The organism is Novosphingobium profundi, from assembly GCF_020524485.1.
Lineage (GTDB): Bacteria > Pseudomonadota > Alphaproteobacteria > Sphingomonadales > Sphingomonadaceae > Novosphingobium > Novosphingobium profundi_A.
In genome coordinates this window covers 122760-147901 of the sequence record NZ_JAIVLF010000006.1, presented here as the reverse complement: position 1 = coordinate 147901, position 25142 = coordinate 122760, and the positions used below count along the sequence as shown (strand labels likewise).

The 25142-nt window shown below is 66.0% G+C and carries 33 protein-coding genes; 21 read left to right on the top strand and 12 right to left on the bottom strand.

Annotated elements, in window-relative coordinates; all coding sequences use genetic code 11:
- Position 1: 1 nt before the first annotated feature.
- Complete coding sequence (locus LC060_RS17170; protein WP_226637766.1) at positions 2 to 796, top strand: bifunctional precorrin-2 dehydrogenase/sirohydrochlorin ferrochelatase; 795 nt, start codon at positions 2 to 4, stop codon at positions 794 to 796.
- Positions 797 to 940: 144 nt separating this feature from the next.
- Here the strand turns inward: LC060_RS17170 and LC060_RS17165 are convergent, their stop codons facing one another.
- The 9 genes from LC060_RS17165 to pyrE form a co-directional block, all read right to left on the bottom strand.
- Positions 941 to 1492 carry a CAP domain-containing protein gene (locus LC060_RS17165; RefSeq protein ID WP_226637764.1) on the bottom strand — a complete coding sequence of 184 codons (552 nt, stop codon included), beginning with the start codon at positions 1490 to 1492 and terminating at the stop codon, positions 941 to 943.
- A 114-nt stretch (positions 1493 to 1606) separates the two neighbouring features.
- On the bottom strand, positions 1607 to 2080 hold the full coding sequence (ruvX, locus tag LC060_RS17160; protein ID WP_226637762.1) for a Holliday junction resolvase RuvX: 474 nt from the start codon (positions 2078 to 2080) through the stop codon (positions 1607 to 1609).
- Positions 2080 to 3243 (bottom strand): DUF3089 domain-containing protein, encoded by a 1164-nt coding sequence (locus LC060_RS17155; protein ID WP_226637760.1) that lies wholly within the window; start codon positions 3241 to 3243, stop codon positions 2080 to 2082. Before LC060_RS17155 ends, ruvX begins: the two co-directional genes overlap by 1 nt.
- Before the next feature lie 58 nt (positions 3244 to 3301).
- Positions 3302 to 4480, bottom strand: coding sequence for an AI-2E family transporter (locus LC060_RS17150; RefSeq protein ID WP_319005442.1), 1179 nt, complete (start codon positions 4478 to 4480; stop codon positions 3302 to 3304).
- Entirely contained in the window at positions 4477 to 5397 is a 921-nt protein-coding gene (gene lepB / locus LC060_RS17145) for a signal peptidase I (RefSeq protein WP_226638234.1), read from the bottom strand. Before lepB ends, LC060_RS17150 begins: the two co-directional genes overlap by 4 nt.
- 18 nt (positions 5398 to 5415) lie before the next feature.
- Positions 5416 to 5838 (bottom strand): holo-ACP synthase, encoded by a 423-nt coding sequence (gene acpS / locus LC060_RS17140; protein WP_226637758.1) that lies wholly within the window; start codon positions 5836 to 5838, stop codon positions 5416 to 5418.
- Positions 5835 to 6101, bottom strand: a complete 267-nt coding sequence (locus LC060_RS17135) for a hypothetical protein (RefSeq protein ID WP_039390190.1) — start codon at positions 6099 to 6101, stop codon at positions 5835 to 5837. Before LC060_RS17135 ends, acpS begins: the two co-directional genes overlap by 4 nt.
- On the bottom strand, positions 6098 to 6841 hold the full coding sequence (locus LC060_RS17130; protein WP_226637756.1) for a pyridoxine 5'-phosphate synthase: 744 nt from the start codon (positions 6839 to 6841) through the stop codon (positions 6098 to 6100). The genes LC060_RS17135 and LC060_RS17130 overlap by 4 nt, the downstream gene beginning before the upstream one ends.
- 71 nt (positions 6842 to 6912) lie before the next feature.
- Entirely contained in the window at positions 6913 to 7497 is a 585-nt protein-coding gene (pyrE, locus tag LC060_RS17125; protein ID WP_226637754.1) for an orotate phosphoribosyltransferase, read from the bottom strand.
- A 207-nt stretch (positions 7498 to 7704) separates the two neighbouring features.
- On the opposite strand from pyrE, the gene coxB reads away from it, so the two are divergent.
- From coxB to LC060_RS17080, 9 genes are all read left to right on the top strand, one after another.
- Positions 7705 to 8697, top strand: coding sequence for a cytochrome c oxidase subunit II (gene coxB, locus LC060_RS17120; RefSeq protein ID WP_413465132.1), 993 nt, complete (start codon positions 7705 to 7707; stop codon positions 8695 to 8697).
- A 35-nt stretch (positions 8698 to 8732) separates the two neighbouring features.
- Complete coding sequence (ctaD, locus tag LC060_RS17115) at positions 8733 to 10418, top strand: cytochrome c oxidase subunit I (protein ID WP_226637752.1); 1686 nt, start codon at positions 8733 to 8735, stop codon at positions 10416 to 10418.
- 110 nt (positions 10419 to 10528) lie between these two features.
- A complete protein-coding gene (locus tag LC060_RS17110; protein WP_213499660.1) occupies positions 10529 to 11449 on the top strand; it encodes a heme o synthase in 921 nt (306 codons plus the stop codon).
- Positions 11450 to 11457: 8 nt separating this feature from the next.
- Positions 11458 to 11601 (top strand): hypothetical protein, encoded by a 144-nt coding sequence (locus tag LC060_RS17105; RefSeq protein ID WP_226637750.1) that lies wholly within the window; start codon positions 11458 to 11460, stop codon positions 11599 to 11601.
- Positions 11602 to 11604: 3 nt separating this feature from the next.
- The gene (locus LC060_RS17100) at positions 11605 to 12237 is read left to right on the top strand and encodes a cytochrome c oxidase assembly protein (RefSeq protein WP_226637748.1); all 633 of its coding nucleotides are present in this window, start codon (positions 11605 to 11607) and stop codon (positions 12235 to 12237) included.
- An 83-nt stretch (positions 12238 to 12320) separates the two neighbouring features.
- A complete protein-coding gene (locus tag LC060_RS17095; RefSeq protein ID WP_226637747.1) occupies positions 12321 to 13142 on the top strand; it encodes a cytochrome c oxidase subunit 3 in 822 nt (273 codons plus the stop codon).
- A gap of 261 nt (positions 13143 to 13403) precedes the next feature.
- Entirely contained in the window at positions 13404 to 13967 is a 564-nt protein-coding gene (locus tag LC060_RS17090) for an SURF1 family cytochrome oxidase biogenesis protein (protein ID WP_226637745.1), read from the top strand.
- A 149-nt stretch (positions 13968 to 14116) separates the two neighbouring features.
- Positions 14117 to 15517 (top strand): threonine synthase, encoded by a 1401-nt coding sequence (thrC, locus tag LC060_RS17085; RefSeq protein ID WP_226637743.1) that lies wholly within the window; start codon positions 14117 to 14119, stop codon positions 15515 to 15517.
- 17 nt (positions 15518 to 15534) lie between these two features.
- On the top strand, positions 15535 to 16422 hold the full coding sequence (locus LC060_RS17080) for a class I SAM-dependent methyltransferase (protein ID WP_226637741.1): 888 nt from the start codon (positions 15535 to 15537) through the stop codon (positions 16420 to 16422).
- Between the two features lie 336 nt (positions 16423 to 16758).
- On the opposite strand, the gene LC060_RS17075 is transcribed toward LC060_RS17080, so the two are convergent.
- Positions 16759 to 17157 carry a VOC family protein gene (locus LC060_RS17075; protein ID WP_148629212.1) on the bottom strand — a complete coding sequence of 133 codons (399 nt, stop codon included), beginning with the start codon at positions 17155 to 17157 and terminating at the stop codon, positions 16759 to 16761.
- Between the two features lie 322 nt (positions 17158 to 17479).
- On the opposite strand from LC060_RS17075, the gene LC060_RS17070 reads away from it, so the two are divergent.
- A complete protein-coding gene (locus LC060_RS17070) occupies positions 17480 to 18061 on the top strand; it encodes a hypothetical protein (RefSeq protein ID WP_226637739.1) in 582 nt (193 codons plus the stop codon).
- A 234-nt stretch (positions 18062 to 18295) separates the two neighbouring features.
- On the opposite strand, the gene LC060_RS17065 is transcribed toward LC060_RS17070, so the two are convergent.
- Complete coding sequence (locus LC060_RS17065) at positions 18296 to 18523, bottom strand: hypothetical protein (protein WP_226637737.1); 228 nt, start codon at positions 18521 to 18523, stop codon at positions 18296 to 18298.
- 73 nt (positions 18524 to 18596) lie between these two features.
- Between LC060_RS17065 and LC060_RS17060 the strand changes: the two genes are divergently transcribed.
- The 6 genes from LC060_RS17060 to LC060_RS17035 are packed head-to-tail and all read left to right on the top strand — an operon-like array spanning position 18597 to position 21434.
- The gene (locus LC060_RS17060; RefSeq protein ID WP_226637735.1) at positions 18597 to 18929 is read left to right on the top strand and encodes a hypothetical protein; all 333 of its coding nucleotides are present in this window, start codon (positions 18597 to 18599) and stop codon (positions 18927 to 18929) included.
- Positions 18930 to 18977: 48 nt separating this feature from the next.
- The gene (locus LC060_RS17055) at positions 18978 to 19349 is read left to right on the top strand and encodes a dihydroneopterin aldolase (RefSeq protein WP_226637733.1); all 372 of its coding nucleotides are present in this window, start codon (positions 18978 to 18980) and stop codon (positions 19347 to 19349) included.
- A 10-nt stretch (positions 19350 to 19359) separates the two neighbouring features.
- Positions 19360 to 19695, top strand: a complete 336-nt coding sequence (locus LC060_RS17050) for a Rossmann fold domain-containing protein (RefSeq protein ID WP_226637731.1) — start codon at positions 19360 to 19362, stop codon at positions 19693 to 19695.
- 8 nt (positions 19696 to 19703) lie between these two features.
- On the top strand, positions 19704 to 20708 hold the full coding sequence (moaA, locus tag LC060_RS17045; RefSeq protein ID WP_226637729.1) for a GTP 3',8-cyclase MoaA: 1005 nt from the start codon (positions 19704 to 19706) through the stop codon (positions 20706 to 20708).
- Positions 20709 to 20715: 7 nt separating this feature from the next.
- A complete protein-coding gene (locus tag LC060_RS17040; protein WP_226637727.1) occupies positions 20716 to 20958 on the top strand; it encodes a MoaD/ThiS family protein in 243 nt (80 codons plus the stop codon).
- Complete coding sequence (locus tag LC060_RS17035; RefSeq protein WP_226637726.1) at positions 20955 to 21434, top strand: molybdenum cofactor biosynthesis protein MoaE; 480 nt, start codon at positions 20955 to 20957, stop codon at positions 21432 to 21434. Before LC060_RS17040 ends, LC060_RS17035 begins: the two co-directional genes overlap by 4 nt.
- Before the next feature lie 547 nt (positions 21435 to 21981).
- On the opposite strand, the gene LC060_RS17030 is transcribed toward LC060_RS17035, so the two are convergent.
- A complete protein-coding gene (locus tag LC060_RS17030; RefSeq protein WP_226637724.1) occupies positions 21982 to 22536 on the bottom strand; it encodes a hypothetical protein in 555 nt (184 codons plus the stop codon).
- Between the two features lie 361 nt (positions 22537 to 22897).
- Between LC060_RS17030 and rplU the strand changes: the two genes are divergently transcribed.
- From rplU to LC060_RS17010, 4 genes are all read left to right on the top strand, one after another.
- On the top strand, positions 22898 to 23194 hold the full coding sequence (gene rplU / locus LC060_RS17025) for a 50S ribosomal protein L21 (protein WP_039390312.1): 297 nt from the start codon (positions 22898 to 22900) through the stop codon (positions 23192 to 23194).
- 26 nt (positions 23195 to 23220) lie between these two features.
- A complete protein-coding gene (gene rpmA / locus LC060_RS17020) occupies positions 23221 to 23493 on the top strand; it encodes a 50S ribosomal protein L27 (RefSeq protein ID WP_226637721.1) in 273 nt (90 codons plus the stop codon).
- Positions 23494 to 23749: 256 nt separating this feature from the next.
- The gene (locus tag LC060_RS17015) at positions 23750 to 24331 is read left to right on the top strand and encodes a GNAT family N-acetyltransferase (protein ID WP_226637719.1); all 582 of its coding nucleotides are present in this window, start codon (positions 23750 to 23752) and stop codon (positions 24329 to 24331) included.
- Between the two features lie 228 nt (positions 24332 to 24559).
- Positions 24560 to 25138, top strand: coding sequence for a GNAT family N-acetyltransferase (locus LC060_RS17010; protein WP_226637717.1), 579 nt, complete (start codon positions 24560 to 24562; stop codon positions 25136 to 25138).
- Positions 25139 to 25142 lie beyond the last annotated feature (4 nt).

Below are 25142 nucleotides of genomic sequence, written 5' to 3'. Positions count from 1 at the left end.
GATGATCGACAATCTGCCGCTTTTCCACGCCGTCCGGGACCGGCCCGTCCTCGTTCTCGGGCGCGGCGAGGCCGCTTTGGCCAAGCGCCGCCTTGTCGAGCGCGCGGGCGGCCTCGTGATCGACGATTTTCGCGAAGGGCTGCTGCGCGGCGCGCGGCTTGCCTTCATCGCGCACGAGGAGGAAGAGCTTGCCACGCGCGATGCCCGCCGCGCGCGCGGGGCGGGCCTGCTTGTCAACGTCACCGACCGGCCTTCGCTGTGCGATTTCACCGTCCCCTCGATCCTCGACCGTACGCCGGTCCTCGTGGCCTTCGGGACCGGCGGGGCCTCGGCCGGGCTCGCCAAACACCTGCGCCTGCGCCTTGAAACGCTGCTCCCGCAGTCGCTCGGCAAACTCGCCGCCGCCTTGCGCGATGCGCGCGGAGCGTTGCGTAGCCGCTGGCCGAGTGCGGCCGACCGGCGCCGGGCCATTGATGCTGCGCTGACCGCAGGAGGTCCGCTCGACCCCTTGCGCGAGGACAGCGCGGACAAGGTCGCCGACTGGCTTTCGGGCACCGTCCAGGAGCAGGCGCGGGGCCTGTTCGAGATCGCGCTTACCAGTCTCGACCCGGACGACCTGACCCTGCGCCAGGCCCGCCTCATCGGCGAGGCCGACACCTTGGCGTGCGAGCCGGGTATTCCGGAGAGCCTGCTGGTGCGGGCGCGGGCGGACGCGGTGCGCCAGGGGATCGAGAACGGCGCTGCGGTAGAGGCCGATGCGGGGCTGACTGTGGTGATGCGGGCGCCAAAGGGTTAGAAGAAGGCGATTTTCCAAGGGGCCATCGCCCCTTGACCCCAAAACGGGCGACCTCACCTTTCACAAGCTACGTGGCGCGCGGAAGGTGAGCTGGACAGTTTGGGGAGCCCGAGGGCGATGGCCCTCGGATAAATATTCTTCCTTCTACTCGCGCGCGCGCGATCTGGCGAAACGCCGGTTCGAAGCCAGCTCCGCCGTGGTGTAGGGGCTTTCGTTCCAGACGTTGCCCGGGGGATCGTAGCGGCACACGAGGTATTCGTGGTGGGCGCTCTGGGCGAGGGCGCAGCCGACCGCGCTCGTGCGTGCCCAGATCATTTGCGTGTAGTGGCCCACGCGCGGGAAGTTGGCCTGCCAGGAGGTCCGGGCGCGCAGCGCGGTCTTCTCGCGGGCCCAGCCCGAGACCATGTCCTGGACCCGATAGGCCCCGCGTGTGCCCATCCACAGGTTCTCGCCCGTGTCGTGGTTGGATGTGTCGTGGCTGAAGGTGCCGGTGGCCGCGAGCCGCTGCGCCCAGCCTTGCGCGTCGCGGGCGAGCCTGGGGCTCCAGCGCAGCGGCGCGGCGCCGACGGCGGCGCGTTCCTGGTTGTGGATGGCAAGGACGGTATCCGCAAAGTCGGTCCTGTCCGGAGCCCCGACCGCCACGGAGCCATTGCCCGATACCGCCACGGCTGCGGCGGCGAGTATGCCCAAACCCATCTTGCAACCCCTGTGTTGGTGACACCGACGCCTAGCGGCGCGTTCCTGACTGTTTCCGGAACGAAGGGGGGAATGTGGGCCGAAAGTGTTAATATCCGATGCGTGGGAGGGGGCTCAGAACATGCCCCCGGCCAGCCCGTCGATGGCGCCCTGCAGGATGACGGCGGCGGCCGCGCTGTCGATGCGCTCCTTGCGCTTGGCGCGGCTCATGTCCTGGTCCAGAAGGCCGCGTTCGGCGCCCATGGTCGACCAGCGTTCGTCCCACAGCAGGATGGGCAGGCCCAGCGCGGCGAGGTTGCGCGCGTAGGCGCGGCTCGACTGCGAGCGCGGGCCCTCCGAGCCATCCATGTTGAGTGGCAGGCCGATGACGATGCCGGTGATCGAACGCTCCGCGACAAGGGCGGCGAGCGCGGCCTTGTCGGCGCCGAACTTGCCGCGCTTCAGCGTCTTTCCGGGCGAGGCGAAGCGCCAGCCCGCATCGCAGAAGGCGGTGCCGATGGTCTGGGTGCCGAGGTCAAGGCCGAGGAGCGCGCCTGCGTTGGGCAGGGCATCGCGAAAGTCGAGCGCGCTGGTGGTGACAGTGCTCATCAGCGGACGGCCTTCACCTTGGGGGCGCTTTCCTCGGGCGCTTGGTCCTGCGCGGCAAGCCAGGCGGTCAGCCGCTTGCGGGCATCGGCGCGCAGGTTCTCCCAGAACAGCAGGATGTCGTAGACGTGGTAGTTATTGCCCGGCAGCACGTAGTCGCCCAGTTCCAGCTTGGGCGGCGCGCCGATGTGCAGGAAGTTGTCGAGCTCGCAGGTGGCGGGCACGACCTGTGGGACCAGCGTGCCGGTCTTTTCGGCAAAGTCGGGCACCAGCGTGCCGGTGTTGGCGCGCGCGTCCGCCGCGCCATCCTGCGCGCCGATCAGCGGGTTGGTGCACAGGAACGGGCTGCCATCGAGCTTCTGCCCGTCAAGCCCGGTCTGGCGCAGGTAGCCTGCCGTCAGCGCGGAAGTGTCGGCCGGATCGGCGACCGAGAGCCAGGAGAGCACGCAGCCCGCCTGGTTGTCGCTGGTGCACTGGGGCAGGCCCATCTTCGGGAGGTCATGGTCGAGCGAGACCGGCCAGCCGGGCAGGTAGGCCGCGGCCACACGTTCGGCGACGGGCGTGCCCGCCACGTGGTCGCGCAGCAGGCGGCGCAGCAGCAGCGCACCCTGGCTGTGGCCGACAAGGACGATGGGGCCTTCCGGGTTCTCGCGCAGGAACACGGCAAAGGCGCTTTCGAGGTCGCCGTAGGCAAGGTCCAGAGCCTGCTGCGCCTCGGGACGGGCGGTGAAGAAGGCGCCGATCGTGGCCTGGCGGTAGCGCGGGGCCCATACATCGCCGGCCGCGGTAAAGGCGCTGGCCATGGTCTGCGTGAAAAGCGCGGCGCGCGCGTTCGCGTCCTCGTTGTCGAGCGGCGCGTTCCAGTGCGCCTTCTCCATGTAGCTGGTGGGATGCACGAAGAAGATGGCCGCGCGGGCCGAGCCCACAGGTGCCGTACTCGCCCCTTCGGGCAGCCACTGCGCGGGATCGTTCTGAAGGCCGGGCCGCGCAACCCACATCGCGGGCGCGTCCCAGTCGCCCTCGGGCTTGGCGGGCCGGGTCTCGAACTCGCCCGAGGGGACGAAGGTGAGCTCGGTCAGCTCGTCCGACCAGAAGGTGAGGGCGAGGCGTGCGGCCACGAAGAGCACGAGGCACACGGCGACGACATAGAGGAACTTGCGGGCCATGCTCTCTCCTGTTGCCGGTTCGGCCGGATCGGTCAAGCTTCGCCGGAGAGAGCAGGCCTTACGCGTGCAGCGCGCCTGCAGGATCGGTGTCGGCCTCGGGCGGGGCCTGCGTTCCGGGGGGCAGCACGCGGTTGCGCGCGGCCTCGCGCTCCAGCCAGATCTTGAGCATGGCCACGAGCGGGTCGGCAAGCGCGAGGCCCAGGATACCGAACAGGACGCCCAGGATCAGCTGGGCGGCCAGCACCAGCGCGGGCGGCAGGTCGACCGTCTTGCGCGCGATCATGGGTACGATCACGTAGCCGTCGATGAGGTGGACGATGAGGTACACGAACATCGTGTAGAGCCCCATCTCCATGCCGCCCGAAAAGCCCACGAGGATCATGATCGCGCCCGAGATCGGTGCGCCGATGTTGGGGAGGAAGGCGAGGAGAGCGGTGATGATGCCCAGAAGCGCGGCCATCGGCACGCCGTAGGCCTCCAGCATGGCCCAGGTGAACAGGCCTTCCACGCTCATGCCGATGACGCGGCCAAACAGCAGGCGGCGCAGCGCCGCCCCCATCGCGCGCGCGGTGCCCTCGAAATGGTCGCGCCGGTCGACCGGCAGGAACCAGCCCACACCGCGGCGGTAGAGGCGCGGCTCGAGCGCGAAGTAGATGCCCAGGACGAGGATCAGGAAGAGCGTGGTGACCGCGCCGATGAGGCCGCCGACTACCGCCGTGACCTGGCTCATCCCGCCCATCGCCTCACGCGCCATGGAGCGCAGGTCCACCGCTGTGACATGGAGCCCGTGGCCGCGCAGCCAGTCGAGCGCGAGGTAGTATTGCCCTTCGATCGTGGCGGGCAGTTCGGCGGCCTGGACCGCGATCTGGCTGCCGGCAAAGCGCGCGATCCACACCACCGCCAGCAGGGCAAGGGCGAGCACGATGGCCACGCACCAGGTGCGCCCGAGCGGCACCACCCGGCCCATCAGGCGCGCGCCGCCATCGAGCAGCGCGCCGAAGACGATACCCCCGAAGATGACCAGCAGCGATTGCGAAAGGAAGATTGCCAGCGCGAAGAGCAGAAGCACGCCGATCCATACGAAGGCCTTGCGCGCCTCGGTGCGGATGAGCGGATCGGCGATGTCGGTGGGGCCCACCCGGCGCACGCGTGGGGACGTGTCGGGGGTGGAGGCAGGCGCCGCAGGTTCCTCGGCGCCCTGAGGGGGCTGCGGGGGCTCCCCCGCAGCAAGGCTCACTGCGCGGCCTTGCTCGCGTCGAGGGCGGGGCGCAGGCTGGTGAGGGCGCGGCCGGGGCGCAGCGCGCTCCACCAGGTCAGCGGGTTCCAGGTCTGGGTGCCATCGAGCGAGAAGGTGATGAACTCGGCGCGCCCGCCGATGTCGGAGAGCGGCACCGGGCCATTGAGGCCGCCACCGGGCACTCCGGCCCAGTCGTCGAACGGGGCACGGCTGTCGGACGAGCGGTCACGGTCGTCGCCCATCAGGAAGACGTGGCCTTCGGGCACGAGGGTCTCCGGGTAGTTGTCGAGGCGCTGGTTCATGTAGTCGATGACGTTGTAACTCGCGCCGTTGGGCAAGGTTTCCCGGTAGGTCGGCATTTCGTAGACCTCGCGGCCCGAGGGCAGGCGGGTGCGGAAGGCTTCGAAGCCGTCGTAACAGTGGCCCACTTCCTGCCCGTCGCACTGGAGCGCGGGATCGGCGTCAAGCTGCGTGGCGGGCACGACCTCGCGCGGGATGAAGCGGCCGTTGAGGCGAATGCGCCCGTCGATCACCGCGATCCGGTCGCCGGGGCGGGCGACGACGCGCTTGATGAGGTCTTCGGTGCGGTTGCCGGGCACGACGATGACGATGTCGCCGTATTCGGGCGTGGAGCCCAGAATCCGCCAGTCGCTGCGCGGCAGGGCGTGGAAGCTGATCGAGGACCAGTTCCAGCCATAGGCGTATTTGGAGACGACCAGCCGGTCCCCCACCAGGAGGCCTGGCATCATCGAGATCGAGGGAATGTAGAAGGGCTTGGCCACGAACGAGTGGAACGCCAGCACCCCCAGCAGCATCAGTGCAAGGCCGCGCACCTCGTGCAGCCAGTTGACCTTTTCCTTGCCCCTGGCCTTGGCGGATGTGGAGCTTTCGGAAGAGGGGGCGGAGGGTTCGCGCATGGTCTGGGACAAGAAACTCTACTCGGCAGCGGCGGATGAGGCGAGCGGGCGCGCCTCGATGACGACGAAAGCCTGCGCCCATGGGTGATCGTCGGTGAGCGTGAGGTGAACCACGGCTTCGTGCCCGGCAGGGGTCATGGCATCAAGCCGCTCCTTCGCGCCGCCCGACAGGGCCAGCGTGGGCGCGCCGGAAGGGGCGTTGACGACGCCGATGTCCTTCATGAAGACGCCCTGCTTGAAGCCGGTTCCGACCGCCTTGGAATAGGCTTCCTTGGCGGCGAAACGCTTGGCCAGCGTGCCCGCGATGGTGTGCGGGCGCCGGGCGGCCTTGGCACGCTCCTTTTCGGTGAAGACGCGGTGGAGGAAGCGGTCCCCGTAGCGTTCGAGCGAATTGGCGATGCGCTCGATGTTGCACAGGTCCGAACCCAGGCCGATGATCACTTGCGCCTTCTCCTGTTGCGCCAGTCTGCACGAATGCGCTCGGCCGCGGTCAGCGCGGGGCCCGAGAGCACGAAGACGGCAAAGCCCCAGCCGATGAGCCCCAGCCCCGAGAAGATCGGGTGCGGCTCGAACGGCCGTCCGGCGCGGTAGTCGCTCCAGAGGGCAAGTGCCGTCGTGATGCAGGCGACTATGGGGACGAAACCCAGGCAGACAAGGCGGATGCGGCGTTTGAGGCGCGTAAAATCCGCGCCTTCACGTTTCACCGGACCTCGTCCATCAGCGCGCGCATCTTCGCGATGCTGGCTTCGAGCCCTGTGAAGATGGCCTCGCCGATGAGGTAGTGGCCGATGTTGAGCTCGGCGATCTGGGGGATGGCGGCGATCGGCTGGACGTTCTCGTAGGTGAGGCCGTGGCCGGCGTGGGGCTCGATCCCGTTCTTGGCGGCGAGCGCGGCCATGTCGGCGATGCGCCTGAGCTCTATTGCCACGTCCGGGCCGGTGGCATGGGCGTATTCGCCAGTGTGCAGCTCCACCACCGGCGCGCCGAGCTTCATCGCGGCCTCGATCTGGTGCGGCTCGGGGCCGATGAAGAGGCTGACGCGCACGCCCGCCTCGGTCAGCTTGCCGACAATGGGGGCGAGCTGGTTGTGCAGGCCGGCGGCATCGAGCCCGCCCTCGGTGGTGCGCTCCTCGCGCCGCTCGGGCACGATGCAGGCCGCGTGCGGGCGGTGCCTGAGCGCGATCTCCAGCATCTCCTGGGTCGCGGCCATCTCCAGGTTGAGCGGCAGGCCGGTGGCGTCCTGCACGCGCTGGATGTCACCGTCGACGATGTGGCGGCGATCCTCGCGCAGGTGCACGGTGATGCCGTCCCCGCCCGCCTGCGCCACGATCTGCGCGGCGCGGGCCGGATCGGGATGGAGCCCGCCGCGCGCGTTGCGGATGGTGGCGACGTGATCGATGTTCACGCCAAGGCGCAGATGCGCAGGGTGGTGGACGCTGGACACGGGAGGCGGGCCTTTGCGTTGCAGGAGGGGAACGGCGGGGACGGCGCCCGGGGGGGCGGGCGCCTTGCGGGTCAGGGCTGCTGGCGGCTGCCCGGCTTGATCGCGGGGGTAGCGGCGAGCTCGGCCGGAAGCTCGTCCTCGGCGTAGGTCGGGAAGCTGAGCGCGACGAGCGGGTAGAAGGGAACGCCCAGGTCCACAGCACCCGCCGAACGGTCGACGAGGGCCGCGGCCGCGATGACCTTGCCGCCGGCCGCTTCAATCGCCTTGATCGCCTCGCGGCTCGACTTGCCGGTGGTGACCACGTCCTCGACCATCAGAACCTTGTCGCCCGGATCGAGCTCGAAGCCGCGGCGCAGCTCGAAGGTGCCGGTCGGGCGCTCGACGAACATGGCATCGACCTGGAGCGCACGGCCCATTTCCTGGCCGATGATGACCCCGCCCATCGCGGGCGAGACGACCTTCTGGATCTGCTTGCGCACGTCGTGGGGGAGCGTGGCGGCCAGCGCGACGGCCAGGCGTGCGGCGCGGTCGGGGCTCTGCAGGACGCGCGCGCACTGCAGGTAGTGGGCGCTGTGGCGGCCCGAGGAAAGAAGGAAATGTCCTTCCAACAGGGCCTTGCTGGCGCGGAACTCGGCGAGGACCTCTTCTTCCTGCATGGCGGTCAACTTCCTTTCATTAAAAACACGTAATTCGGCGGCCTTGCGCGGCGCCCAAAGTCAAAAATTCCCTAGTAGCGCTTGAGACGCGCAGCAAGCGCGCGTATAGGCCAAGATGGAAGGGGGGCAAGAGCCTCCGCATTTGGGGTGCGTGCAGGCGGGGCGATTCGCGTGTACGTTTATAAGAGAAACGGAAGAGCTATAACGATGATATCCGGACACATCGCCCGCTCACCGCGCCTTTTGGGGAAGGCCTGTATTTTTTCCGCAGCTGCATTTCTGGCCGCGCCCGCACTGGCGCAGGAGGAAGGCAGCTACACGCCGATGACGCCGACCGAAGGCGTGGGCATGCCGACGCCGGGCGGGATCGGCTTCCAGGACCAGTACTCGCCGCTGGGTGAATACGCGCTGCAGATTCACAACTACGCGCTGATGCCGATCATCACGATCATCACGCTGTTCGTGCTCGCGCTGCTGATCTGGGTCGTGGTGCGCTACAACCGCCGCGCCAACCCGGTTGCCTCCAAGACCAGTCACAACACCGCCATCGAAGTCGTCTGGACGATCCTGCCGGTGTTCATTCTCCTGGGCATTGCGGTCCCCTCGATCGATCTCATCGCCAAGCAGTACAAGCCCGCGCCCAAGGAAGCGCTGACCATCAAGGTCACCGGCAACCAGTGGTTCTGGACCTATGGCTATCCCGACAATGGCGAGTTCGAGGTGATCTCGAACATGCTCAACATCCCGGGCCAGCCGGTCATCAACAACGGCGTGCGCGAAGTCGGTTCGCAGGCCTGGGACGGCCCCTCGCACCTCGAGGTCGACAACCGCCTCGTCGTGCCCGCGGGTGAACCGATCCGCCTGCAGATCACCGCGGCCGACGTCATCCACTCGTTCGCCGTGCCCTCGCTGTGGTTCAAGCTCGACGCGGTGCCGGGCCGCATCAACGAGAAGGTCCTCTTCGTCGAAAAGCCGGGTGTCTACTACGGACAGTGTTCGGAACTGTGCGGCGCCAAGCACGGCTACATGCCGATCGCGCTCGAGGCGCTCCCGCGCGAAAAGTACAACCAGTGGGTCCTGACCCATCCCGGCGCCGTGATCGACGGGCGTGAAGAGCCGGCCGCGGCCGCACCGGCGGGCGAGGGCGAAACCGTCCCGGCCGACATGCCGGAAGATGCCGCCACCGAAGCTGCCGTCTGACGGCCCCGCGAACGCAAGGATTAGGGTTTACCACCATGGCAACCACCGCAGACCAGTTCCAGGGCCACGTCGCAGACCACGGCCACGATCACGGGCATGACCACCCGGGCTTCTTCGCCCGCTGGTTCATGTCGACCAACCACAAGGACATCGGCACGATGTACCTGATCTTCGCGATCATCGCGGGGATCATCGGCGGCGCCTTCTCGGGGATGATGCGCGTCGAGCTTGCCGAGCCGGGCATCCAGTACCTCGACATGTTCGCCAAGTGGTTCGGGGCCGAGAATCCCGATTTCACCACTACGCTCCACACCTGGAACGTGCTGATTACCGCGCACGGCCTGATCATGGTCTTCTTCATGGTCATGCCCGCGATCATCGGCGGCTTTGGCAACTGGTTCGTCCCGATCATGATCGGCGCGCCGGACATGGCCTTCCCGCGCATGAACAACATCTCGTTCTGGCTGACCGTGGCGGGCTTCATCTCGCTCTTGTGCTCGGCTTTCGTGCCGGGCGGCACGGGGCTTGGTGCAGGCACTGGCTGGACGGTCTATGCGCCGCTCTCGACCTACGGCTCGCCCGGGCCTGCCGTCGATTTCGGCATCTTCGCGCTGCACCTTTCGGGGGCTGGCTCGATCATGGGCGCGATCAACTTCATCACCACCATCTTCAACATGCGCGCGCCGGGCATGACGCTCCACAAGATGCCGCTGTTCGTGTGGTCGGTGCTCGTCACCGCGTTCCTGCTGCTGCTCTCGCTGCCGGTCCTGGCCGCGGCCATCACCATGCTTCTGACCGACCGCAACTTCGGCACGACCTTCTTCGATCCGGCGGGCGGCGGTGATCCGGTGCTCTACCAGCACCTGTTCTGGTTCTTCGGCCACCCCGAAGTCTACATCATGATCCTGCCCGGCTTCGGCATCATCTCGCAGATCATCTCGACCTTCTCGAAGAAGCCGGTCTTCGGCTACCTCGGCATGGCCTACGCGATGGTCGCAATCGGCGTCGTCGGTTTCATCGTGTGGGCGCACCACATGTATTCGACCGGCCTTTCGGTGAACACCAAGATGTACTTCACCGCGGCCACCATGGTCATCGCAGTGCCCACCGGCGTGAAGATCTTCTCGTGGATTGCCACGATGTGGGGCGGCTCGATGGAGTTCAAGAGCCCGATGATCTGGGCCATCGGCTTCATCTTCCTGTTCACCGTGGGCGGCGTCACCGGCGTCGTGCTCGCGAACGGCGGTGTCGACGACAACCTGCACGACACCTACTACGTCGTCGCGCACTTCCACTACGTGCTCTCGCTGGGCGCGGTGACCGCGCTCTTTGCCGGCTTCTACTACTGGTTCCCGAAGATGAGCGGGAAGATGCACTCGGAGTTTCTCTCCTACGTGCACTTCGCGGTGTTCTTCGTGGGCGTGAACATGATCTTCTTCCCCATGCACTTCCTGGGGATGCAGGGCATGCCGCGTCGCTACCCGGACTATCCGGAAGCCTTCACCTACTGGAACCACATCGCGACGATCGGCTACATGGTCATGGCCGCCTCGCTGGTGGTCTGGTTCGTGAACATCGCCTACGCCTTCCTCGCGGGCCGCAAGGCCGAGGACAACTACTGGGGCGAAGGTGCGACGACGCTGGAATGGACGCTGACCAGCCCGCCGCCGTTCCACCAGTTCGAGACCCTTCCGGTCATCGAAGAGGCAGCGCACCACTGATCGGTCCCGGTTCCTTCCAACGGCGCACACGCGACGATTTGCCGGGCCTTCGGGTCGGGCAAATTGTCCGTCTCGCCTGAAAGGCACGAACGGTGTATGGGCACGCCACCATGACCACCTCGATTACCCCCCCGAATCCGGCTCCCGCCCGGCGTCCGGCCGAATGGCGTGACCTCATCGCGCTGACCAAGCCGCGCGTGATGAGCCTTGTCATCTTCACCGGCCTGTGCGGCCTCATCGCCGCGCCTACGCGCATCCACCCGGTCCTCGCCTTCACCGCGATCCTGTGCATCGCCATCGGGGCGGGCGGCGCGGCCGCGCTCAACCAGTGGTGGGAAGCCGACCTTGATGCAGGGATGAAGCGCACCGCCAAGCGCCCGCTCCCGCAAGGCCGCCTCGACCGCACCACTGCGCGCGACTTCGCGCTGGTGCTGTGTTCGGGCTCGGTGTTCCTGATGGGCTTTGCGATCGGCTGGCTTCCGGCCGCGATCCTGGCCGTCTCGATCGTCTACTATTCGGTCATCTATACGATCTGGCTGAAACCCCGCACGCCGCAGAACATCGTCATCGGTGGCGGCGCAGGCGCGTTCCCGCCGCTGATTGGCTGGGTCGCGGCGACGGGCGAGATCACGCTTATGCCGGTGGTGCTCTTTGCCATCATCTTCATGTGGACGCCGCCGCACTTCTGGGCGCTCGCGCTCTTCGTGAAGAGCGACTACGCCAAGGTCGGCATTCCGATGATGCCGGTCGTCGCGGGCGAGAAGGCCACGCGCCGCCAAATCCTGATCTACTCGGTGCTGCTCCTGCCGCTCACGATGGTCCCCTGGTGGATCGGTGGCACGGGCCTCGTCTACGGCGCGAGCGCGTTCGTGCTGTCCGCGCTGTTCCTCGCGCTCTCGGTCCGCGTCGGTCTGCGCACGCGCGGCGAAGAGGACACGATGAAGCCCGAGAAGCAGCTGTTCGCCTACTCGGTCATCTACCTATTTGCGCTCTTTGCCGCGCTGGTGCTCGACCGGTTCATCGTCATCTGAGGGAGTTTATGGACGAGGAAAAGCCTGAGACCCCCGCGCCCGATACCCGCAGTGTCGAGCAGATCCGCAAGGACCGCAATCGCGTGCTCGGTCTGGGACTTGCCGCGTTCGTGGTCCTCGTCTTCTTCATCTCGATCGCGAAGATGAGCTGAGCCATGGCGAGCCTGTCCCCGCCCCACGATGTCACGAGCCAGGCCGCGCAGACGCGCCGCCGCAACCGCAAGGTCGGCCTGATCGGTCTTTCGATGGCGCTGGGCATGCTGGCGCTGGGCTTCGCGGCGGTCCCGCTCTACCGCATTTTCTGTCAGGTGACGGGCTATGGCGGCACTACCCAGCGCGTCGACGGGGCGACCGCGCAGTCTGTCCAGGTCGCCGCGCGGCCCATGTCGATCCGTTTCGACGCCAATGTCGCGCATGACATGCCCTGGAATTTCAAGCCGCTCCAGACCACCCACGACATCACCGTGGGCCAGCGCGACATGGCGCTCTTCGAGGCGACCAACACCTCGGACAAGCCCGTGACCGGCACCGCCAGTTTCAACGTGGAACCTGAACAGGCGGCCAAGTATTTCAACAAGATCCAGTGCTTCTGCTTCACGCAGCAGACACTCCAGCCCGGCGAGACCGTGAAGATGCCGGTGCTCTATTACGTCGATCCGGCGATCCTTGGCGATGAAGACAACAAGGACGTCGAGCAGATTACGCTCAGCTACACCTTCCACCTCAACGAAGTTCAGACATCTCCTGCGGATGCAAAGGGTCTGGACCGCATAGCGGCGGGAAGTTAAGGCTCATTTGGGGACCGTTTCATCCGGCACGTGGCGCCGGGCGGAGCGGCTAGAACAGTTTCGATAAACGGGGATGAAGGCACATGGCCGGTACCAAGAACCACGATTACCACATCCTGCCGCCGGACATCGCGCCGCTGGCGACCACGCTGGGCGCGCTGATCTTCACCTCGGGCATGGTGCTGTTCATGCACGACATGCCCGGCGGCGCCTTCGTGCCGTGGATGGGCCTGGCGCTTCTCATCGCCTCGATGTGGATGTGGTTCGCCAAGATCGTCCACGAAGCGCGCGCGGGCGACCATACCCCGGTCGTCCAGCTGCACCAGCGTTACGGCATGATCCTGTTCATCGCCTCGGAGGTGATGTTCTTCGTTGGCTGGTTCTGGGCCTTCTTCGATTTCTCGCTGTTCCCCTCCACGCTCACCGAGGTGGTTGACGGACAGTGGCCGCCCAAGGCGATCGAGGCGGTCATGGACCCCTTCGCGCTGCCCCTGCTCAACACGCTGATCCTGCTGACCTCGGGCACCACGGTGACCTGGGCCCACCACTCGCTGATCCACGGCGACCGTGAGGGCCTCAAGAAGGGCCTGTGGGCGACGATTGCGCTGGGCGTCCTGTTCAGCGCGATCCAGGGCTATGAGTACCTGCACGCGCCCTTCGGCTTCGGCGGCAACACTTACGGCTCGGCCTTCTACATGGCGACCGGTTTCCATGGCTTCCACGTCATCGTCGGCACCATCTTCCTCGCCGTGTGCCTCGTGCGCAGCTACCAGGGCGACTTCACGCCGCGCCAGCACTTCGGCTTCGAGGCCGCGGCCTGGTACTGGCACTTCGTCGACGTCGTGTGGCTGTTCCTCTTCGTCGCGGTCTACATCTGGGGCGGCTGGGGCTATCCCACGCACTGATCCGCGCCGGTCTCGCAAAACCAGGAAAGGGCAGCCCGCGTTCGCGCCGGCTGCCCTTTCGGTTTGGCGCGGCCTCCAGTGTGATTGTAAGTGGAAAATTGATTCCGAGGGCCATCGCCCTCGGGCTCCCCAAACTGTCTACCTCACCTTTCGCAGGCTGCCATGGCTGAGTAGGGTGAGGTCGCCCGTTTTGGGGTCAAGGGGCGATGGCCCCTTGAATATCTCTTCCTGATTTCCCTGCCTGCTGAAAAGGCTCCGACCATGCGCTCCATCCCCATTATCTCCACGCTGGTCGTGCTCGTGGCCGTCGGCGTGATGATCGCGCTCGGCCTCTGGCAGCTGGAGCGCCGCGAGGAGAAGGCTGACCTGCTGGCGCACTACGCCGGGGCGGCAGGCCGTACGCAGGAGATCGCGTGGCCCCGGCAAGGTCCGGGCACACAGGTGCTCTACCGCCGTGCCCATCTCACCTGCACCGCCGTGACCGCGACGAGCGCGGTGGCGGGCCGCAATCGCGACGACGAGACCGGATTCGCGCGCACCGCGACTTGCGCGCTGGCGAGCGGCGGCGAGGCGCGGGTGGTGCTGGGCTGGACCCGGCGGCCCGATGGCAAGGGCACCTGGCAGGGCGGTGAGGTCCACGGCGTGATCGCACCGGGCCCGCGCCTGGTGGCCGATCCGCCGCTGGGCGGATTGGAGGCGAACGCGCTTCCCGACCCGTCCGATCTGCCCAACAACCACCTCTCCTACGCGGTCCAGTGGTTCGCCTTTGCACTGACCGCGCTGGTCATCTACGCAATGGTCTTGCGCCGAAAGGTGCGTTCGTGAGCCTTGCGTTTCGTGAGCCCGCGTTTCACAGCGGCATTGCCTTGCCGCTTCGCGGGCGCTAACCGCGCCTGCAAAGGCCGCGGGAACACCGGGCAGAACCACCGAGCAAGGTCCGTTTCGGCAGGCCGTATCCGACGAACAGGGAAGTCATGGACTACATCAGCACCCGCGGCAGCGCACCGGCGCTCGATTTCGAAGGCGCAACGCTGGCTGGCCTCGCCAGCGACGGCGGGCTCTACGTTCCGCGCGAATGGCCGCGATTCTCCAAGGACGAGATCGCGGGCATGGCCGGGCTCTCCTATGCCGAGCTCGCCGCGCGGGTCATGGCGCCGTTCGTCGGCCAGAGCCTGACCTACGAGCGTCTTCTCGAACTCACCACCGAGGCCTATGGCCGATTCGCGCACAAGGCGGTGACGCCGCTCAAGCAGCTCGACGAGCAGCACTGGGTGCTCGAACTGTTCCATGGCCCCACGCTCGCTTTCAAGGACGTCGCGCTCCAGCTGCTCGGCCTCTTCTTCGAGGAATTCCTCAGCCGTTCGGACCGCAACCTCACCATCGTGGGCGCGACCTCGGGCGACACCGGCTCGGCCGCGATCGACGCGGTTGCGGGCCGCGCCAAGGTGGACATTTTCATGCTCCACCCGCACGGCCGCGTCTCGGACGTGCAGCGCCGCCAGATGACGACGGTGCTTGCGCCCAACGTCCACAACATCGCCATCGATGGTTCGTTCGACGATGCGCAGGCGATGGTGAAGCGCATGTTCAACGATACCGCGATGACCGACCGCTTCGCGATCGGCGCGGTGAACTCGATCAACTGGGCGCGCCTGATGGCCCAGGTCGTCTACTACTTCGCCGCCGCGCTCCAGCTCGGCGCGCCCGAGCGCGAGGTGGCCTTCTCGGTGCCGACCGGCAACTTCGGCGATGTCTTCGCGGGCTATGTCGCGGCGCAGATGGGCCTGCCCGTCGCCAAGCTGGTGGTTGCCACCAACGTCAACGACATCCTGCACCGCGCGCTCTCGAGCGGCGACTACTCGCAAGGGACCGTGACGCCGACCGCCGCGCCCTCGATGGACATTCAGGTCTCCTCCAACTTCGAGCGCCTGCTGTTCGACCTTGGCGGGCGCGATGGCGCGGCCATGGCCGAGCAGATGAAGGGCTTCGAGGCGACGAAGGCGATGCAGCTTTCGAACGCGCAGCGCGAAGGCGCGGCTGCGCTCTTCCAGTCGGCCCGCGCCGACCAGGACGAGATGGCCGAGACGATCCGCTGGGCCTGGGAGAACTGCGGCGAGTTGATCGATCCGCACACCGCCTGCGGCCTCTTCGCCGCGCGCACCGCCGGGATCGACGCGAAGACGCCTGTCGTCACGCTGGCGACCGCGCACCCGGCCAAGTTCCCCGAGGCGGTCGAGCGTTCGACCGGCCACCGGCCGAGCCTGCCCGCGCGCGTGGGCGACCTGTTCGACCGCGAGGAAAAGTGCACGAAGCTGCCGGGTGACTATGACGCGGTGACCGAATTCGTCGCGGGGCTTGCCGCACCCAAGGTCTGAGGGCTAGGGCACGGCCCATGGCAACGCTCTTAACATCCCCCGTCCTGATGATCGGCGAAGGCTGGGACGACTACGGCCTCGTCGATTCGGGCCATGGCCGCAAGCTCGAACGCTATGGCGACCGCCGCTTCGTGCGGCCCGAACCACAGGCGATGTGGAGCCCGCGGACCGAGGCCTGGGATGCGGACGGCGAATTCGTCCCCGGTTCGGACGAGGACGGCGGGGGCAAGTGGCTCTTCGATCGCGAAGTGCCGCGCGAAGGCTGGCCGCTCGCGTGGAACGAGGTGGCCTTCACCGCCAGCTGCACGCCGTTTCGCCACCTCGGCTTCTTCCCGGACATGGCGCCGGTGTGGGACTGGATGCGCGCGCAGCTGTCCGGGCGCGACGATGCCGAGACGATGAACCTGTTTGGCTACACGGGCGTCGGCACGCTGGCGCTCTCCGCGCACGGACGCGTCACCCATGTCGATGCCTCGAAGAAGTCGGTCGCACAGGCGCGCGAGAACGCCGCGCTGGCAGGCCTTGAGGATCGCCCGGTGCGCTGGATGATCGACGATGCCGCCAAGTTTGCGGCGCGCGAAGTACGCCGCGGGCGCCGCTACGACGGCATCATTCTCGATCCGCCCAAGTTCGGCCGCGGTCCCGGCGGCGAGACCTGGCGCCTCGAAGAGAACCTGCCCGAGCTCCTGTCGAACTGCCGCCAGCTGCTCGACAGCGACAGCCGCTTCCTGTTTCTCACCGTCTACGCGGTGCGCATGTCCTCACTCGCACTGGCCGGGCTGATGGACGAACTCTTCGCAGACCTCCCCGGCACCATCGAACACGGCGACCTCTCCGTGCGCGAGGACGGCGAAGGCCGCCTCCTCCCCACCGCCATCTTCGCGCGCTGGTCGAACCCGGCATAGGGGAGTGGCACGTCCCTTGCCCTATCCGGCGGTCTTATCGAGCGCCCGTCACGTGGCCAAGAGAAGCTGGAAGAAACTGATTCCGAGGGCCATCGCCCTCGGGCTCCCGGAACTGTCGAACGCAGCTTTGTCCTTCCAAGTTCATTTATGAACGAGGGCGTAGACGGGCCGGTAGCGAAATTTCCGCATTTCGACAGAAAGTGCTGTCAGTTGCCTGTCCGCTTTCAGGCAAAGCTATGGCGTGCTCCCATGACCGAAATGGGGTGGAAAGCGGACATTCGCGGGATCGCATGATCGAAGTCCGCTAGTTTTAGAAGCAGACTCATGCTGGACGGATCAGGCAGGAAAATGAATTCCGCACAGTTTGTTGCCGTCGGGGTCACGAAAATAGGCCAGTTCGATGGTGCCCATGGAGGCAGTTTCGCGTGGTCCGGGCGGAGCTTCGATGGAGGTTCCGCCAGCGGCAACGGCGGTATCGTGAAGCTGCTTCACCTGCTCGGGCGAGTCGCAGGAAAAGGCGACCGTGCTGCCGTTGGCGACGCTTGCCGGTTCGTCGTTGATCGGCTGGCTGACGATGAAGTTGGTTCCGTTGCCGTTATTGTAGATCAGACGGATATGGCCGCTGTCGGCGATGTTCCGCGTCCCTTCCCCTGCACCCAAGGTGCCGAGCACCGTGTCGTAGAAGCGCTTGGATCGCTCAATGTCGTTCGATCCGACCATGGTGTGAAAAAGCACGCATACTCTCCTGAAGGCTGATCGACTTCCGATCGCCATTAGCGGTCTCACCTAACAGGCCCGTAACCCGCAGTCACTCCCGGCCCTATAATGTCCGCTATCGGTCGTTAGCAGACCGGCCGCTTTTTCGCGCTCTAGGCTTAGCCCAAGCGGAACAGGTGACCGCATTCGAGCAATGGAATTGAGGTGCTGGACTGCGACAATGGGCGCGTTGCCGTCGAGCGCACCCTGCACCAATGTTATCGCTTCCAATCATTGTGCAGCAATGTCTCTCTCGCTACTTTCGTGATGAAGTTAGTAAACGCGGGGGTAAGACATATTGGTGAGCTGCGGAAATTCTCTTATCCAGTGGTGCGAATTTGATTGGCCGTCCTTTGCTACATTGGCGAGTGGCTTAGCTGCCGTTATCGGCGCGGTTGTCGTGGGCTCTAAGCAGGTCGGTATTGCCAGAAGACAAGCCGACATCACTGATAAGCAGGCCGACATATTGGACAGACAGGTCAAACTGGAAGAAGCGAAACTACGTGCCGAGCTCTTCCAGCGGCGCTTGGCGACTTTCGAGGCGACTGCTGACTTCGTTCTCCATATCGCCGCGTTGCAGGAACAGGATGAGAAGGCTGACGCGCGGATCAGTTTGTTCGCGGAGAAGATGCGCGAGAGCCAGTACCTTTTTGAAGATCCAGCAGTCTATGAGCGACTGCGCGAAATTTTCGAAATGGGCAATAAATCACGGACGGACCGCGCCGTTGCGCAAGCTTATCGTGAAGAACAGAGGCCTGATCCTGACCGAGCGGCACGGCAAGAGCGCATGCTGAACGTTCCGACCTGGACCTTCGCGACTCTGGAAGAGCTTTCTGAGCTTTTTCGGCACGACCTTTCCATATTACCGCGAAGCACGCCGTAATGATGTTGCCTCCCGTCCGTCGGACAATCTTCCAGTTGAAACGGAATAAGGTGGTAGGACTGGAATCCGCAGCATGATCGTCTTGAATGTCCGCTCCTAGGCGTACTTGGAACTTGGTGGAGCGACCAACTAGGGCGCATTCCCGCCGCATGTTCCACTGAAAGCTCGCGCTCGGCTGCAACCCCGCCCAAACCTCACCGATTCCGGGAGCCCGAGGGCGTTGGCCCTCGGAAACTATCCTTCTTCCTGCCTCTCCTCCTGCGTCTTGATCGCCTGGTAGGCCGCCTCGCGCGCTTCGGGTTCGAGGGAGAGCAGGTAGCGTTTGGCCTCCTGGAACGTCAGCAATTCGCGCCCGTCGACGCAGATGGGCCTCGTGCGCGCGTTGAACAGGCGCGCGAGCAGGCGGCGCTGCGGGCGGGGGAGCGTTGTGTCGCTCGCGGGGGTGTCTTGTGGGGCGGTCATCGCATTAAGTCCTGTCACAGCGGCGCGCTCTATGCCAACAGGGCGCGCGATCAAGCCTTATCGAAAGCACACCATGGCCCGCAAACGCCGCAATGACTGGGAATTGGACGACGAGACCGAGGAAGAGGCCGCGCCGCCGCCCGACTGCTGGCTGTGCGGGCGGGTGACCGGGGCGGAGATCGTCTGGCACCATCCCATTCCCAAGAGCCGGGGCGGCAAGGACACGGTGCCGATGCACCCGATCTGCCAGCGCACGATCATCACCCACTTCACCAACTCACAGCTGGAGCGTTTCGGGATGGAGGCGCAGGGGCTTCTGGACGATCCGACCATTGCCAAGTTCGTCGCGTGGGTGGCCAAGAAGGACCCCGATTTCAACGCGCCGATCACGAAGAAGAAGCGTTAGGGCCTACGGGCACTTTCCCTGCGCGGCCAAATCGCACTAAGGGGCGCCATGACCGATTCGCTTATCCTTGAAGTCGCCGACTTCGAACAGGACGTCCTCACCGGGATCTATTCCGAAGAGACCGGCAAGCCGCAGCCGCTGCGCTTCACGATCTCCGTGGCTCTGAAGCCGGCGCCGCACTACACGCCCGACACCCCGCTCGAGGCGAGCAAGAACTACATGGACCTGAAGTTCGCGGCCTCGGGCGCGATTCCCGAAGGCGTCCACTTCACGCTGATCGAGGCCGTGGCCGACCATGTCTGCGACACGCTCTTCCTGCAGGACGCGCGGATTACCGCGGTCACCGTCAAGATCGTGAAGCTCGCGATTGCCGAGGCGGGCGAGAAGATCGGCATTACCCTGACCCGGCACCGCCGCTAAGGGCATGGGCATGGGCGAGCTGCTCTATGTCGGCCCGCTGGCCGAGGATCCGCTTGAGGCGTCGAGCGATTTTCACGCGCGTGTCCTGCCCGGCGTCGAGCTGACACTGGGGGGCGGGGCGGACCCGCTGACTCTGGTCTTCGAACCTGCGGGGCCGGATCACCGGGCCTGGCGGCTCGCCACCGTGCAGGGGCTCGCCCGCCGCTATGCCCCTTCGCGCGTCAACGCGGTGGAGACCGACAGCATGGAGGCGCTGACCGCGACACGGCAGTGGCTGGAGGGCGTGCAGGCGATCACGGGCCAGCTTTTCGCTCTCGATGGTAATGGTGCCATGTCAATGGTATGACGGGGCAGATGACCTCAGCTGCTCCCCTTGTCGACCAGTTCCAGCGCCGGATCACGTACCTGCGCCTTTCGGTAACCGATCGGTGCGATCTGCGCTGTTCCTATTGCATGCCCGAACGCATGACCTTCCTGCCGCGCAAGGACGTGCTCAGCCTTGAGGAACTGCACGAGCTCTCGCTCGGCTTCATTGCGCGCGGCATCCGCAAGATCCGCCTGACCGGTGGCGAGCCGCTGGTGCGCCGCGACATGATGGAGCTGGTCCAGGCGCTGGGGCGCAAGATCGGCGACGGGCTGGATGAACTCACGCTCACCACCAACGCCACGCGCCTGGCCGAATTTGCCGATGGCCTGGCGGCCGCCGGGGTGAAGCGCGTCAACGTCTCGCTCGACACGCTCGACCGGGAGGGCTTCGCCGCTCTTTCGCGCCGCGATTCGCTGCCGCAGGTGCTCGAAGGCCTGCAGGCCGCGCGCGAGGCGGGGCTTTCGGTCAAGCTCAACACGGTCGCCCTGAAGGGCATCAACGAGGCCGAAATCCCCGACATCATCGCCTGGGCACATGGGCAGGGCTTCGAGATCACGCTGATTGAGGTCATGCCGCTGGGCGAGGTGGAGGAAGACCGCTTCGATCACTACCTGCCGCTCTTGGCCGTGCGCGAGGACCTGGAAAAGCGCTGGACGCTCCAGCCCAGCGAGCACCGCACGGGCGGCCCGGCGCGCTATTTCGATATTGCCGAGACCGGTGGGCGCTTGGGGCTCATCACCCCGCTCACCCAGAATTTCTGCGAGGGCTGCAACCGCATCCGCGTGACCGCGACGGGCCAGCTCTACGCCTGCCTTGGTGGAAACGAGCAGGTGGACCTGCGCGCGGCGCTGCGCTCGGACGCGCCCGAGCGGGCGCTTCAGGACGCGCTCGATACCGCGATGCGCATCAAGCCCGAACGCCATCACTTCGCCATTGAGGAACCGGGCGCCGCGCCAGCGCTTTCCCGTCACATGTCGATGACCGGAGGATAAGGCGAAGATGGCGCTCAACATGGTGTTTCTGGGCAAGCTCGAAGACGTCGCAGGCTGCGGCGCGCGCGAAGTGGAACTGGCTGGCACGCTCGACGAGGCGATCGACAGCCTGGGCCCGGAACTGGCAAGCGCCTTGCGCGAACCGCGCGTGAAGCTCGCCGTCAACGGCATCCTGCTTCAGGACCGTGACGCGCCGGTGCTGCGCGACGGCGATGAAATCGCCTTCCTGCCCCCGGTCTCCGGCGGATGAGCGCAGGGCCGACCCGCAGCGACGTCCGCCTGCTGACCGAGGCTTTCACCCCCGGTGAGGAAGTGGATCGCTTTACCCGCGCCCATCCCGCAGCTGGCGGCATCGTCAGTTTCCTGGGGCAGGTGCGCGCGGGCGGCGGGGTCGAGGCGCTCGAACTCCAGCACTACGAACCGCTCACGCTTCCCGCGATGGAGGAACTGGCCGCCCAGGTGCGCGGGCGCTGGGCCCTCGATGGGCTCCTCATCCTGCACCGCAGCGGCGAGATGGCACCGGCCGATCCCATCGTGCTGGTCGCTGCGGCCGCACGCCACCGGCGCGATGCCTTTGCTGCGGCCGACTTTGCGATGGACCACCTCAAGAGCCAGTCCTGGTTCTGGAAGCGCGAGAAGGTTGGCGGCACCTGGCGCTGGATCGAACCGCGCGAGGAAGATTTCGAGGATATCGCCCGCTGGGACAGCGCCGTGGCCGGGAGCTAAGAAGGCAGATCTTCAAGGGGCCATCGCCCCTTGACCCCAAAACGGGCGACCTCAGCTTTTTCCGCGCCCGCAGCTTGCGGAAGGTGAGGATACGCATCGGATGATCCTGGAGGGGCTTTGCCCCCCATATCCGCCAACGCGGTGGGAGACAGCTGCGCTGGACAGTTCGGGGAGCCCGAGGGCGATGGCCCTCGGAATCATCTTTTCTCGCAATTCCCTTCATCGCGTGCCTCTGGCCTGCGGTCTTACGCGAAATGCCCAAAGTTGATCCGCATCAATTCCCCCCATCCCAAGCCATGGCAAGCCATCCTCCAGGCCCTGCACGAGACTGTCTGAGGGTACATGGTCTTCTCGTCGCTGGAGTGTGCGCGCCTCGTCATGGTGGCAGCGCACCGCCGGTCGGGACCTTTGCGGTTTTGACCACCTGATCCTGGAATGCCGGTGCCGGGGGGCTTGCAGGCGTTTTGCGGATCAGGCGTTCGGGAACCCCTTCTCGCCTGTGCGGGGAGGGGTTTTCACGTTTTGCGGGCCTTTCATCCCGCGGCGATCAACCCGCGAGGCGTGCCGAGAGACCGTCGATCACCGAATCCTGTGCCGAGATGATTTCGCTGACCGTATCGCGTGCGGCCGCGATCGATTCGGCCTTGGGCGAAGGGGCAAGCGGGGCTTCGTCGCGCGCATCGACATAGAGTTGGTCGAGTTCGGCCAGCGCGGTCATCGCGTGCGAGCGGTGGCTTTCGAGCGCGGCGAGCGCGATCTGGGCCGCGCTCCACGAATCGCTGGTGCGCCCGCCCGCTGCGGCGACCGCGCGCTGGGCCCTGTTCTTTTCATCCGCAAACTGGCTGTCCGCGGTGCGCGCCATCGCGACCAGGCCGTCGAGGCGAGTCGCAAGGTCGGCGCTGGCAGCAGGCAGTTGGGGCGTTTCGGCTTCCTCGGCCTTGCTCGGGCGCGCGCGCATGTTGCGTTCGACCTCGCGGATCGAGAGCGAGGGGTAGTCGCGCGTGCTGGCGCACCCGGAGGAAAGAAGAGCCACCGCAAGCGGCAGGGCAAGCGCGGCAGGGCGCGGGAAACGGCGGATGAAGCGGGCAGGGCGCGTGGTCATGGCGCCGCTCATAGCACGCGCGCGCACGGGATCGACAGCGAATCGCTTGGCGCTCCACGCGTTTCGTGCAAAGGAGCGCGCGATAGCGGGCGCCATGGTGGCGTCCGGTTGGAAAGCCTCGGGCGCCTTTTCGCATATGGGAAGGCGCAGGAGAGCCGACTCTTTCGGTTGACACGAATCGTCGTGTGCCCTAACGGCTCGCTCTCTTTCCGGCATCGCGCATTCAGATCCTCGATTTGCAGCGTGTATGTCGGTGCGTCGCCCGCAAGGCTTCCCACGGTTCTTCGTCGGACCAAAGCGGCCGGGGCAAAAACATTGTTTCGGCTCGTTTCGGGCACACACGAGATTAGGTAAGGGCACCATGTTCGCAGTAGTGCGCACGGGCGGCAAGCAGTATCGGGTTGCCGCCGGAGACAAGATCGCGGTTGAAAAGCTGGCTGGTGAAGCTGGCGAGACCATCACGCTGGGTGATGTTCTGATCGCAGGCAAGGACGGCGATGTCGTCGACGCGTCGAAGGTTTCGGTTTCGGCCGAGATCATCGCGCAGGCCAAGAGCGAGAAGGTCATCGTCTTCAAGAAGCGTCGCCGCCACAACTATCGCCGCAAGAACGGCCACCGCCAGCAGCTTACGCTGCTTCGCATCACCTCGGTCGGCTAAGCGCCGAATTTCGAAAGGAAAACGAGATGGCACATAAGAAAGCAGGCGGCTCGTCGCGTAACGGCCGCGACTCCGTTGGCCGCCGCCTTGGCGTCAAGAAGTTCGGCGGTCAGGAAGTGATCGGCGGCAACATCATCATCCGTCAGCGTGGCACGAAGGTGTACCCGGGCGTCAACGTCGGCATGGGCAAGGATCACACCCTGTTCGCGCTGACCGAAGGTCGCGTACGCTTCCACGATGGCAAGCTTGGCCGCAAGTACGTGTCGGTCGACGCTGCGATGGCTGAAGCCGCCGAATAAGCGGATGGTCGCCATAGGGGCCATCCGGACAGGATGGCCCTGCCGAACCTTGTAAGGTTTCGGCTGCACGAGGGAGAGGGCCTGGCCTGTCTCCCTCTTTGCATGTCTCCCTCATTTCATCGCTTTTGTTGACCGGCACGGCCGGCGACGGGGCTCGAACCTCCGGGATCGCCGCGCACCTGTGGATGCGGCGTAACCGGGTTGTCACGCGCAGCGCCTAAGCGGCCCGCGCGGGGCTGATGAATGGAGAGAGACAATGTTCCTTCGCAGCGAACGGCTGTTCCTGCGGCCCGGCTGGGCCGAGGACCGGGACGAACTCTATGCCGCGATTGCGGATCCCGAGGTCGTCTGCAACCTGGCGTCCGCCCCCTGGCCCTATGCGCCGGGCGATGCCGCGCGCTTCCTGGCGCGCCCGGCCGAGCACGGCCTGCCCACCTTTCTCATCACGCGTCCGGACCTTCCCGGCGCCCCGATCCTGGGCTGCATTGGCCTTGCCAATCTCGGTGACGGGGCCGCGCAGGGCGACGGTGTCGAGCTGGGCTACTGGATCGCACGCGCGCACTGGGGCCGGGGCTATGCCAGCGAAGCGGCGCGCGGGGTCCTTTCGCTCGCCCGTACGCTGGGTCACACGCACCTTGTTGCGAGCCACTTCATCGACAACCCCGCCTCGGGTGCGGTCCTGCGCAAGACCGGTTTCCGGCCTACCGGACGCCTTGTCGAGCGCTACAGTTCCGGCCGGGGCGAAAGCGCCATGGCGCTCGAGTACACGCTCGCGCTGGAAGATGGGAGCTCGGACGGGGACGCGGGCGATGCAGGCATGGTCCGCAAGGCGGCCTGAAATCCACGCTGGGGCCTGTGCGAATCGGGTGGTGCGATCCACCCGGCGATTCGCCGCCTGAAGGCAATCCGCAGGGCACCGGAGCCTCCTGCTGTCGTGTTCTTAATGTCCAGACTTCAGACCCTTTACGGCAGGAGCGAAGCTCTTTTGCGCAATTTCCGTGCAATGTGAGTTTGGGTGTTGCATAAGGCTGGTTGCGGAAAAGAAAAAACGACGGAGAGACGTACGATGTTCATCCGCACGGAGAGGTTGTTTCTGAGGCCCGGCTGGCCGGAGGATCTCGAAGATATCTTCGAGGCCCTCAATTCGGATGCCGTGCCCCGTACACTGACTGTGCCCGGGTTGCCCCGGTCCCTTGGTGAGGTGCGCGCGCTGCTGGAAGGCGAGCGTGACCAGCGCCTGCCCCAGTTCATGATCTATCTGCGTGCGCCGGGAGGGGCGCGCCTGGTGGGTCATATCGGCCTTGTGGCCGGGGAGCGCGGCGAAGTGGAGCTTGTCTACTGGATCAAGGGCCGGTTCTGCGGCCTGGGCTTCGCCCGCGAGGCGGTGCGGGCCATGCTCGACCACGCCCGCGCGCTGGGCCACCACCGTATCGTGGCCTACGAGCCGCTCGACAGCGAGAGCGACGCGCGCGTTCTGCTTGCCGCAGGCTTCGAGGACAGCTTCCGCATCGAAGAGCGCTTCAGCGCGGCGCGCGGGGAAGCCGTTGCGGTGCGTTGCTACGAGGCCCCGCTCGAATGGCGGGTAATGCCCCCACTCGGCCGGGTTGCCTACGAGCGCAGCAGCGCGCAGCCGCTCAGCGCCTGAAGAA